The organism is Sorangium sp. So ce394, assembly GCF_051474665.1.
Taxonomy (GTDB): Bacteria; Myxococcota_A; Polyangia; order Polyangiales; family Polyangiaceae; genus Sorangium; species Sorangium cellulosum_D.
Window position 1 is genome coordinate 12,795,926 of record NZ_CP150339.1, and the last position, 10,921, is coordinate 12,806,846.

Here is a 10,921-nt window from a genome sequence, read left to right on the forward strand (position 1 = left end):
GGCCGCTCCGCTCGCGCGGGCGACGCCGAGGCGCGGCGCGCCGGCCTCACGCGGCGTCGATCGTCCGGAGCAGCGCGTCGAGCTCGAACGGCTTGCTGATCACCTCGCGCGCGTGCGGCGGCATCGGCTGCTTGATGTTCGACGCCGCGGTCATGATGACGACGGGGATGTCCTCCAGCCCGGGGACGGCGCTGAGCTCGTCGCACACCCTCCATCCGTTCATCTTCGGCATCATCAGATCGAGCAGGATCACGCCCGGCCGCGCGCCGTCGTGGAGGCGCTCGAGCGCCTCCCGCCCGCTGAAGAAGGGCGTGGCCTCGTACCCGAGGTCGCAGAGCGCCTCGGCCAGGGTGGTCGCCAGATCCACGTCGTCATCGATGATCAGGACTGACTTGCTCATGGGGGAGGGGGAGTTCGACGGTGAAGGTGGAGCCGGCGTCGAGCTCGCTCTGCACGGAGATGCGGCCCTGCATCCTCTCCACGAGCTGGCGTGTCACCCACAGGCCGAGCCCGAGGCCGCCGTAGTTGCGCACCGAGACGGCGCGCTCGAATTGCTGGAAGATGCGCGCGTGGTCCGCCGGGGCGATGCCGATGCCGTGGTCCCGGACGACCAGCCGAGCGGCGCTGTCGCTCCGCTCGACGGAGATCTCGACGGGCGCCCCGCGGCCGAACTTCCACGCGTTCGACAGGAGGTTCACGATCACCTGCTCGATCCGGAAGCCGTCCCCCTCGCAGACGACCGGGCCTTCCGCGTGGATCTCGACCTCCGGCGCGACCTCCGCGACCCCCTCCAGGAGCCGGCCCACGACGTCGCGCACGGTCTGGGTGAGGTCGACCGGCGCGCGCTCGACCTCGAGCCGGCCGGACAGGAGCTGCGTGGCGTCGAGCAGCTGCTCGACAAGCTTGAGGAGCTTCTTCCCTTGCCGCTCCAGGTTGCCCAGCTTGGGCGCGATCTCCCGGAGGGGCATCGACCCCGCCGCCCGCTGGAGCCGCTCCAGCGAGGTGATCTGCAGGAGGAGGGTGGCGATGGGCGTCTTCAGCTCGTGCGAGGCCACGGTGAGGAAGTTGTCCCGAGCGCGGAGCACCTCCTCGATGCGCGCGGTGCTCTGGCTGCGCTCGATCGCGATGCCCGCCAGATCGCAGGAGATCTCGAGCAGGGCGAGATCGCGTGAGCTCGGCGCGCGCGGCTCGCGGTAATAGAAGGCGAACGTGCCGAGCGGCTCGCCTTGGCCGTCGAGGATGGGCGCGGAGGTGCATGCCCTGAGGTCGTGGGAGAGCGCGAGCTCGCGCGCCCGCGCCCAGAGCGGATCGTGCTCGATGTCCGACACGATGACGGGCTGCTTGCGGTGGACGGCGGTGCCGCACGAGCCGCTGACGGCGCCGATGCGCAAGCCGTCCACGTCCTGGTTGTATGCCTCAGGCAGGCTGGGCGCCGACGCCCAGCGGAGGTGCGTCTTCGACGCGTCGACGAGGAGGACCGAGCAGAGCGCTTTGCCCGACTGGGCTTCCATGAACCGGATCAGCGCGTCGAGCACCAGGGAGAGCGGCTCTCCGGCCGCGACCATCCGGAGAATCCGGTTCTGCCCGCGAAGCAGGGGCCCGGCGCCCCGCGCCGGACCGTCGGCCCGGGCAGGATCGCCCTCGTCGAGCCCCACCGCCAGGCAGGGATCCATGGGTCTCAACGCTTGCATGCGCCCCGGTTCCATTGCGTAGTCGGGCGTCGCGCTGTCGCAAGGGGAAACGCTGCTGCGCAGGCGCCGATTTTGCCTTACGACGGACGACGGACGACGGCGAGCGCGCGGCCCGCTCCCGCGCGTCGGCCCGCCCCGCGCGGCGCGCCGACGCCGCAATCGACGCGCTCGTCTGGTGTGGCGGCCGGCGTCTTTGCTTTATGCTGCGGCGCCATGCTCGACACGCGGGAGCTGCCCCTCCTCCGCGCCCTCGCGGGCCGGTATCCGACGACCGAGGCCGCGCTCTCCGAGATCGGCCACCTGCGGGCGATCCTGTCGCTCCCGAAGGGGACGGTGCACGTAATCAGCGACGTCCACGGCGAGCACAGGAAGCTGAAGCACATCATCAACAACGCCTCGGGGAGCCTGCGGCCGCTGGTCGAGCGGGTCTTCGGCGACCGGCTCACGGCGGACGAGGAGCGCGCGCTGCTCTCGATCATCTACTATCCTCGCGAGAGCTACGCGAAGGTCGCCGCCCGCGGCGAGGCGGAGCGGCGGGCCTTCTTGCTCTGGACGCTCGCGCGCGAGGTCGAGATCATCCGCGAGCTGTCGCTGCGCTACACGCTGCGCCAGGTCGAGCAGGCGTTCCCGGACGACATGCGCGGCCTGCTCCGCGAGCTCGTCTCGGCGCGCGCCGCCCTGGGCGAGGGCTCCTACCTCGACGCGCTCATCGACCCGTTCGTGCAGCATTGCCGCGAGATCGAGATCTTGCGCGCCACCGCGCGCGTCATCCGGAACCTGACCGTCTTCGAGCTCGTGGTCGCGGGCGATCTGGGCGACCGCGGCCCCCGGCTGGACAAGGTGATCGAGTACCTGATGCGGCAGCCGCGGGCGCGCGTGGTGTGGGGCAACCACGACGTGAGCTGGATGGGCGCCAGCCTCGGCCAGGAGGCGCTCATCGCCACCGTGGTGCGCCTCTCGCTCCGGTACGGGCGCCTCTCGCAGCTCGAGGAGGGCTTCGGCATCCCGGTCGCGCCGGTCGATCGCCTCGCGCGCACCGCCTACGCGGACGACCCGGCGGAGCGCTTCGCGGTGCGGGGCGAGGGGCTGCGCGACGCGCTGCTCATGGCGCGGATGCAGAAGGCGATGGCGGTCCTGCAGTTCAAGCTGGAGGGGCAGCTCTGCCGGCGGCGCCCGGAATACGCCCTCGGGCACCGGTGCTTGCTCCACCGCGTCGACCCGCGCGCGGGCACGGTGGCGATCGACGGCGAGGTGTACCCGCTGCTCGACGCGCGCTTCCCGACGGTGGATTTCGGCGATCCGTACGCGCTCACGCCGGAGGAGGCGGCGTGCGTCGCGCTGCTCAAGGAGTCGTTCTCGAAGAGCCCGGTGCTGTCGCGCCAGATGCGCTGGATGGTGCAGCAGGGGACGACGTGGCTGCGGCGCGATCGGGCGCTCATCTTCCACGGCTGCGTCCCGGTGGACGGCGAGGGCGCGTTCTTGCCGTTCGAGGTCGACGGCGAGCCTCGCCGCGGCAGGGCGCTGTTCGACGCGCTCGAGCGCGTGGTGCGCCGGGCCTTCCGGACGGGCGCGCCGGAGGACCTCGACATGCTCTGGTACCTCTGGACCGGCCCGCTCTCGCCCATGTTCGGCAAGGACCGGATGACGACGTTCGAGTCCTATTTCGTCGCCGACGCGAGGACGCACAAGGAGACGAAGAACCCGTATTTCCACCTGATCCACGACGCCGGCTTCTGCGGCCGGGTGTGCCGCGAGTTCGGGCTGGACGAGGAGCGCGGGCTCATCGTGAACGGGCACGTGCCGGTGCGGGTCGAGCAGGGGGAGTCGCCGATCAAGGCGTCGCACCGCGCGGTGACGATCGACGGGGCGTTCTCGGAGGCCTACGGCGACAAGGGGTACACGCTCGTGCTCGAGGCGAGCGGGGCGCGGCTCGCGCAGCACCACCATTTCACGTCGGTCGAGCAGGCGGTCGAGGCGGGGGAGGACATCATCCCCGTGGTCTCGGACGTGGAGGTCTACGAGGCCGAGCGCCGGGTGGGCGACACCGAGAAGGGGGAGGAGCTGGTGCGGGAGATCGAGATCCTGGAGCGGCTCATCGCCGCCTATCGAGACGGAGCGCTGCTGGAGCAGCCGAGGTGAGGTGAGGCGCGGCGGTGATCGCCGCGCCTCGACGGGTCACGGGAGCATGCCGTCCGCGATCCACTTCTCGATCACCTTCTCCTGGTCCTCGGTCAGGCACTGGGGGTTGCTGTCGTCGTTCTCGTCACCGGTGCAGCCGCGGCCGGGCGGCATGATTCCGCTGTCGATGAGCAGGAGGGCGCACTCGCCCTTCGTGAGCGTCGGATCGAGGCAGACGTCGATGGTGGCATCGAGGATCGCCGTGTTGAAGTCGGTGACCCTGAACCCGTTGCGCGGAGGCTCGCGGGTGGTGTGGCAGGCCCCGCAGCGCGCTTCGAGGATCGGCTGAACGTCCTCCGCCCAGCCCGTGAGCCCGGAGCCCTCGCCGCCCTCGCCGCCCGCGCCGCCCTCGCCACCGCCGGCGCCGCCGACGCCGATGTCGCCGCCCGCGCCGCCCGCGCCGGTGTCGCCACCCGCGCCGCCCGCGCCGACCGCCGATGCACCGCCGTCGCCACCAGCGCCGCCAGCGCCGACCGCGGAGGCACCGCTATCGCCACCGGCGCCGCCAGCGCCGACCGCGACGGTGGTGGACTCGCCGCCCGCGCCGCCAGCGCCGACCGAGACGGCGGTGGACACGCCGCCCTCGCCGCCAGCGCCGACGGTGGTGGACTCGCCGCCGGCACCGCCCGCGCCGACCGCGACGGTGGTGGACTCGCCACCGGCGCCGCCAGCGCCGACGGTGGTGGACTCGCCGCCGGCGCCGCCCGCGCCGACCGCGACGGTGGTGGACTCGCCGCCCGCGCCGCCAGCGCCGACGGTGGTGGACTCGCCACCGGCGCCGCCCGCGCCGACCGCGACCGTCGAGGACTCGCCGCCCGAGCCGCCGACGCCGGCGCTCGTGGTGGTGGTCGTGGGATCGCCGCCCGAGCCGCCGACGGCGGCGCTCGTGGTGGTCGTGGGATCGCCGCCCGAGCCGCCGACGGCGGCGCTCGTGGTGGTCGTGGAATCGCCGCCCGCGCCACCGACACCCGTCGTGGGATCACCGCCGGTGCCGGTCGCGCCGCCCTCACCGCCGGTGCCGGTCGCGCCGCCCTCGCCGCCGGTGCCGGTCGCGCCGCCCTCACCGCCGGTGCCGGTCGCGCCGCCCTCACCGCCGGTGCCGGTCGCGCCGCCCTCGCCGCCGGTGCCGGTCGCGCCGCCCTCACCGCCGGTGCCGGTCGCGCCGCCCTCACCGCCCTCGCCGCCGGTGCCGCCGCCCTCACCGCCTTCGCCGCCCTTCCCGCCGGTCCCCGTGCCAGTTCCGGTTCCGGTGGTGCTGCTGCTGGTGCTACTTGAGCCGGTGGTCGTGTCTGAATCGTCGTCACCGCACCCAGCGAGCGCGACGAGCAGCATGCCCGTGGTCATGAACAGACGGATGGAAGTACGTGGAATAAAAACCATGCGCGGAGAATAGGCGTGCGTTGCGTCGCGGGTAAATGCCGCTGACAGCGAACGCAGGATTTCAGCATTGCCATCTCGGCGGATTACGCTTTCGCTGCATCCGCGCTCCATCCGCATCACCTGGCGCCCGTGCTCGGCCGGCGGCTCGCCCTGCGATGACGGACGCCGTTCGGCCCGGCTGGCCTCGAGCGGCCGTATCGGTGGCGTGACGCCCGGCTGCGTCCTCGCGGGTCATCTCCCGAGGACCGCGCAGCGTGGGCGGCGGCGGTTCCTGCCCGCGAGCGCCGGTCCGCCACCGCGGCCCCGGGCCGCGCGGCGGCGCCCTCATGGCCCGGGGAGGGGTCGCGCGACGTCGAATGACATAGATAGTTAGACGTACGAATCGTTCCGCACGCCTTCGCCCGCCCGCCCCCGCGCGCACGGGCGCCGCGCCCGGCCGGGGTCACTTCGCGCGCACGCCCTCCGGAGCCCCCGTCGCGTTCGGGAACCTGGACTTGAGATCGTCCACGCCCCGCTGTGGGTTCGCGATCGCCGCGAGATCGGCGCGCTCCTTCCGTTTCTCGGCGGTGTCGATCCCGGCGCGCTTGTCGCGCGCCTCCACGAGGGCGGCCGGCATCTCCCCATCGCGGTTGTACGACCACGCGAGGAGCGGCTGGCCGACCGGGAGGTCGTGCGCGGCGGGGTGTCCCAGGTGTCCGGTGTCCCAGATGTGCCACGTCTTCCCGTAGCTGTTCATCTTCTTCTTGAGCGCCGCCTTCTCGGCCACCGACGGCACGCCGGGCAGCGTCAGCTGGCCTGAGAGGATCTCGTAGTTGTGCGGGTGCCAGCGCTGCTTCTCGTCCTCGGGCAGGCCCTCGAACATCGCCTCGGAGATGATGTACTCGACCCCGATGATGTTCGCGTCCTTCGTGTTCCCGTCGAAGATCACACACTGCGTGAACTCTTCATTGATCCCTTTGCAATAATGATGGGCCTCCATGTGATGGTCCGGGTTCTCCTTCATCACGTGGAACCCGTCCAGGTAGTGGTCGATCGCTCGCACGGGGCTCAGGTCCTGGAGCGCCTCCGCGCCCTTCTCGAGGATCTTCGTGTCGATCTTCTTCTCCTGTCCCGGCGGCGCGCCTCGATTCGAGGGCGGCGCGTCCGCCTGGCCGCAGCCGGCGGAGGGCCCAGAGGCAAGTACGAACATGGCAATCGCAAGATGAGGACGTCTCGCCATCGTCAGGATCTCCCCGGAAATGCGGCGTGCGCGATCGGCCAATCGGCCAAAGCAGCGTGCAAATCTGCGGCCACCTCCGAAAAAACGCGCGCGCCCCCGGATCGCGGGGGCAGGCCGTGGCCCTCTTGCGCAGGTTGTGGCGTTCTGCCACGGGTGGATTACCGCGCTGCGCCATCGTGTTTCCGTATTGCCGCGCGACTCCGGCCATGGTTAACCGGTGAGCGTTCCAGGACGCACCGTGTCATCCAGCGCGCCACCCTCGCTCGGGCGCATCGCAAGGGCGCGCGGGGCTCATCCCAATCGACGCTTTGCTTGACTGTCACGGTTCACCTCGGAGCCCATCCTTCATCTCATTGACAAAAAGGGGAGCACCTATGCGCCTCACACGGTATGCGACATGGATCATGGCGGCGGCGGTTGTCATCGCGCCGGCCGCCTGCGGTGACGACACGTCCGACAATCCGAGCAGCTCCTCGACCGGAGCGGGCGCCGGCAGCGGCACGAGCGCCAGCGGCAGCGGCAGCGGCAGCGGCACGGGCGGCAACGGCACCGGCGCGGGCGACAGCACCGGCGGCGGCGGCAACGGCACCGGCGCGGGCGACAGCACCGGCGGCGGCGGCAGCGGCGCGGGCGACAGCGCGAACCTCCTCCCCTGCGACGCCGGCTGGCCCGAGGTGGAGAGCGCGATCGCAAAGGATCCGGAGATCGAGGCGGCCGTGGCCGAGCTCGTCGGCAAGCTGAGCGTCGAGCAGAAGGTCGGCCAGATGGTGCAGGCCGAGATCGGCTCGATCACGCCGGACGAGGTCAAGCAGTACAACATCGGCTCGGTGCTGAACGGCGGCGGCTCCTGGCCGGGCCGCAACAAGGGCGCGACGGCGGCGGACTGGGTCGCGCTCGCCGACGACTTCTACCGGGCCTCGGTGGACACGTCGGGCGGCCGCACGGGCATCCCGATCATCTGGGGCATCGACGCCGTGCACGGGAACAACAATGTCCGCGGCGCCACGCTCTTCCCGCACAACATCGGCCTCGGCGCGGCGAACGAGCCCGGCCTGCTCGAGCGCATCGGCGCCGCGACGGCCAAGGAGGTCGTCGCCACGGGCCTCGACTGGACCTTCGCCCCGACGCTGGCGACCGTCCGTGACGACCGGTGGGGCCGCACGTACGAGGGCTACTCCGAGGATCCCGAGATCGTGAACGCCTACGCGGGCCGCGTCGTGAAAGGCATCCAGGGCGCGGCGAACAGCCCCGACCTCTTCGGCGCTGCGCGCGTCATCGCGACGGCCAAGCACTTCATCGGCGACGGCGGCACCGACAAGGGCGATGATCAGGGGAACAACCTGTCGAGCGACACCGAGCTGTGCGAGATCCACGCCCAGGGCTACCTGTCGGCCATCCCGGCGGGCGCGCAGACGGTCATGGCGTCATACAACCGCGTGCGCGGCGACAAGATGCACGGCAAGGGCGATCTGCTCACCGGCGTGCTCAAGGACAAGTTCCATTTCGACGGCTTCGTCGTCGGCGACTGGAACGGCCACGGGCAGGTGGACGGCTGCACCAACAGCTCGTGCGCGGCCGCGATCAACGCCGGCGTGGACATGATCATGGTCCCGACCGACTGGAAGGCGTTCTACATGAACACCCTCTCGCAGGTGAACTCCGGCACGATCAAGATGGATCGGGTCAACGACGCCGTGACGAGGATCCTGCGCGTCAAGATGCGGGCCGGGCTCCTCGGCCCGAAGAAGACGAAGGGCGCCCCGTCGGAGCGCATGTTCGCGGGCGAGCAGTCGGTGCTCGGCGCCAGGGAGCACCGGGACCTCGCGCGCGAGGCGGTCCGGAAGTCGCTCGTGCTCCTCAAGAACGCGGGCTCGGTGCTCCCCCTCGAGCCGTCGTCGAGCGTGCTCGTGGCGGGCAAGTCCGCGGACAACATCTCGAACCAGGCCGGCGGGTGGTCGCGGACGTGGCAGGGCACGGAGAACACGAACGCGGATTTCCCGGGCGCCACGTCCATCTACAAGGGAATCCAGGAGCTCGTGTCGGCGGGCGGCGGTCAGGCGACGCTGAGCGCCGACGGCGCCGCCGCCTCGTCGGGCAACTTCGACGCGGCGATCGTGGTGATCGGCGAGACGCCCTACGCGGAGATGAAGGGGGATATCCAGCCCGGGAAGGACGCTGACGACAACATCGAACACGCGAAGACGCTGGAGCACGCGCGCTTCCACCCCGAGGACCTCCAGGTGCTCAAGGCCATCCGCCAGGCCAAGCCGGAGCTGCCGATCGTGACGGTCTTCCTGTCGGGCCGCCCGCTGTACGTGAACAAGGAGCTGAACGCCTCCAACGCCTTCGTGGCGGCGTGGCTCCCCGGCTCGGAGGGCGGCGGCGTGGCCGACGTGCTCTTCGGCGTGGAGGAGTTCCAGGGCAAGCTCTCGTTCTCGTGGCCCGGGAGCGAGTGCCAGCGCGTGAACCGCAACGACGGTCAGATGGCGCTGTTCCCCTACGGCTTCGGCCTGAAGACGACGGACCAGGACACGCTCGGCACGCTCGAAGAGACGTCGACCGGGAACGCCTGCAACTGACCCCCTCCCCCCGCGCCGCCGCCGCTCGCCGGAGCGACGGCGGCGCCCCTCATGGCTTCGCGAGGAGCACCACCTTGCCGGTGGTCGCGCGGGACGCGACCGCCGTCATGGCGGCCTTCGCCTCGGCCATCGGCAGCGCGGCCGAGATGAGCGGCTTGATCGCGCCCTGGCCAACCATCGCGTAGAGCGCGTCCTGCGCGGCTCGCGTCACGGCAGGCTCTGCGCGGCTGTAGGTGCCCCAGTAAAAGCCGAGGACGTCGTAGTTCTTCACGAGCATGTGGTTCGCGCGCGCGGCGGGGAAGCGGCCCGACGCGAAGCCGATCACCACGATGCGGCCCTCGAAGGCGACGCATTTGGTGGACTGGTCGAAGACGTCTCCGCCGACGGGGTCGAAGATGATATCGGCGCCTCGGCCCGCGGTCCGCTCCTTGACGATGGCGACGAAGTCCTCGCGCCGGTAGTCGATCGCGACGTCGGCGCCGAGCGCGCGGCAGACCGCCGCCTTCTGCTCGCCGCCGGCGGTCGCGATGACGGTCGCGCCGGCCGCCCTGGCGAGCTGGATCGCCGCGCTGCCGACGCCGCCCGCGCCCGCGTGCACGAGGACCGTGTCGCCGGGCCTCACGCGGGCGCGCCGGTGCAGCGCGAGGTAGCCTGTCTGGTACGTGATGGTCAGCGCCGCCGCGTCCTCGAACGGCATGCCGCTCGGGAGCGCGTAGGTCGTGCGCGGGCCGGCGATCGCGTGCGTCGCGTATCCCCCGGAGCCGGGCAGCGTCGCGGCCACGCGGGTGCCCGGCGGCAGCGACGGCGCGCGGCTCTCGACCACCACGCCGGCGACCTCGAAGCCGGGGATGAACGGCGGAGTCGGCTTGACCTGATGGGCGCCTGCCGTGAAGAGCACGTCGGGGAAGTTGATCGCCGACGCGGCGATCTCGATCCGGACCTCCCCTTCGGCGAGCGGGGGGTCGTCCACCTCTTCCCAGACCAGGATCTCGGGGGAGCCGAAGGAGTGTCCGCGCCAGGCGTGCATCGTGCGCGGACCTTAGCAGAAACGCCGGGCGACCCCGGCGCTGCTCCCTGCCCCGGCGTTGCTCACCGACCGACAGCGGAGCGTCGCGCCGGGCGCTCCGGCCGCTGGCTAGCGGACGATCTCGATCGGCAGCTTCGCCGTCACGGAGCCCTGCTCTTCGCCGTCGAACGTCACCTCGACATCGTAGGTCCCCGGCGGGAAGAAGTCGTCTTCCGGGTTGTTCGTGTCGGAGGGCCCGTTCCACTGCCGCCCCGACCAGCGGAACGTCTGGGTCGCCGTCGTCGCGTCGACCTGCACGGTCGCCGCCTCGTCCGGCGCGCAACACCCCACGTCGCACAGGCAGTAGCTCTGCGGATCGCCCGCCTCCGACTCCCCGCTGATCCGGTACGCGACGAACGAGAGCGGATCCGCGCTCGGCTCGACGCAGCGCCCGCACCCGTCGGAGGCCGCGATCGCGATCGGAGGAACGCTGGAGTCGGTCGTGACCTCGTACGTGAACTCCGCCGGCTCTCCCACCCGGTAAATGCACCGGCTCGACGAGATCGATATCTTCACGCCCGGGATCGTGCCCTCCACGTCGCGCACCGCGCACGGCTCGGCCCCCGGCGGCGCCCCGCCGCCGCCGGCGTCGGTCCCGCCGCTGCCGGCGCCGCCCGCGCCGCCCCCGCCCCCGTTGCCGCCGCCGCCGCAGCCCGTCAGGCACACGCCGGACAGCACGGCCACCGCCAGAGCTCGAAGCATGTCATTCGCCATTCGCTCACCTCTCATCCTTCGCGCCACCTTGCTCGTCGGCTGTGGCGCACGGGCATCAGCGCGGCAAAGAAGATACCTCCGGCGAGGGCGCGCG

Annotated in this window: 8 protein-coding genes; 2 read left to right on the forward strand and 6 right to left on the reverse strand. The window is 71.6% G+C overall.

All coding sequences use genetic code 11. The annotated features are described in order from the left end of the window. Nucleotides 1–46: 46 nt before the first annotated feature. Both WMF33_RS47265 and WMF33_RS47270 read right to left on the reverse strand, forming a co-directional pair. Nucleotides 47–400, reverse strand: a complete 354-nt coding sequence (locus WMF33_RS47265) for a response regulator (RefSeq protein ID WP_437334711.1) — start codon at nt 398–400, stop codon at nt 47–49. Then, complete coding sequence (locus WMF33_RS47270) at nt 372–1,673, reverse strand: sensor histidine kinase (RefSeq protein ID WP_061629081.1); 1,302 nt, start codon at nt 1,671–1,673, stop codon at nt 372–374. The genes WMF33_RS47265 and WMF33_RS47270 overlap by 29 nt, the downstream gene beginning before the upstream one ends. A 231-nt stretch (nt 1,674–1,904) precedes the next feature. Between WMF33_RS47270 and WMF33_RS47275 the strand changes: the two genes are divergently transcribed. Beyond that, nucleotides 1,905–3,830, forward strand: a complete 1,926-nt coding sequence (locus WMF33_RS47275; protein WP_437334712.1) for a fructose-bisphosphatase class III — start codon at nt 1,905–1,907, stop codon at nt 3,828–3,830. A gap of 36 nt (nt 3,831–3,866) precedes the next feature. Here the strand turns inward: WMF33_RS47275 and WMF33_RS47280 are convergent, their stop codons facing one another. After that, nucleotides 3,867–5,360, reverse strand: a complete 1,494-nt coding sequence (locus tag WMF33_RS47280) for a hypothetical protein (protein WP_437334713.1) — start codon at nt 5,358–5,360, stop codon at nt 3,867–3,869. A 331-nt stretch (nt 5,361–5,691) separates the two neighbouring features. Next, nucleotides 5,692–6,438 carry an OBAP family protein gene (locus tag WMF33_RS47285; RefSeq protein ID WP_437334714.1) on the reverse strand — a complete coding sequence of 249 codons (747 nt, stop codon included), beginning with the start codon at nt 6,436–6,438 and terminating at the stop codon, nt 5,692–5,694. 404 nt (nt 6,439–6,842) lie between these two features. Between WMF33_RS47285 and WMF33_RS47290 the strand changes: the two genes are divergently transcribed. After that, the gene (locus WMF33_RS47290) at nt 6,843–9,047 is read left to right on the forward strand and encodes a glycoside hydrolase family 3 protein (protein WP_437334715.1); all 2,205 of its coding nucleotides are present in this window, start codon (nt 6,843–6,845) and stop codon (nt 9,045–9,047) included. Between the two features lie 49 nt (nt 9,048–9,096). Here WMF33_RS47290 and WMF33_RS47295 read toward each other — a convergent pair whose 3' ends face one another. Both WMF33_RS47295 and WMF33_RS47300 read right to left on the reverse strand, forming a co-directional pair. Then, the gene (locus WMF33_RS47295; RefSeq protein ID WP_437334716.1) at nt 9,097–10,074 is read right to left on the reverse strand and encodes an NADPH:quinone oxidoreductase family protein; all 978 of its coding nucleotides are present in this window, start codon (nt 10,072–10,074) and stop codon (nt 9,097–9,099) included. 108 nt (nt 10,075–10,182) lie between these two features. Further along, complete coding sequence (locus tag WMF33_RS47300) at nt 10,183–10,815, reverse strand: hypothetical protein (protein ID WP_437334717.1); 633 nt, start codon at nt 10,813–10,815, stop codon at nt 10,183–10,185. Nucleotides 10,816–10,921: the final 106 nt, after the last annotated feature.

Coding starts and splice junctions, on each gene's coding strand:
- WMF33_RS47265 (WP_437334711.1), bottom strand. CDS start 400: ATGAGCAAGTCAGTCCTGATCATCGATGACGACGTGGATCTGGCGACC.
- WMF33_RS47270 (WP_061629081.1), bottom strand. CDS start 1,673: ATGGATCCCTGCCTGGCGGTGGGGCTCGACGAGGGCGATCCTGCCCGG.
- WMF33_RS47275 (WP_437334712.1), top strand. CDS start 1,905: ATGCTCGACACGCGGGAGCTGCCCCTCCTCCGCGCCCTCGCGGGCCGG.
- WMF33_RS47280 (WP_437334713.1), bottom strand. CDS start 5,360: ATGGAGCGCGGATGCAGCGAAAGCGTAATCCGCCGAGATGGCAATGCT.
- WMF33_RS47285 (WP_437334714.1), bottom strand. CDS start 6,438: ATGTTCGTACTTGCCTCTGGGCCCTCCGCCGGCTGCGGCCAGGCGGAC.
- WMF33_RS47290 (WP_437334715.1), top strand. CDS start 6,843: ATGCGCCTCACACGGTATGCGACATGGATCATGGCGGCGGCGGTTGTC.
- WMF33_RS47295 (WP_437334716.1), bottom strand. CDS start 10,074: ATGCACGCCTGGCGCGGACACTCCTTCGGCTCCCCCGAGATCCTGGTC.
- WMF33_RS47300 (WP_437334717.1), bottom strand. CDS start 10,815: ATGCTTCGAGCTCTGGCGGTGGCCGTGCTGTCCGGCGTGTGCCTGACG.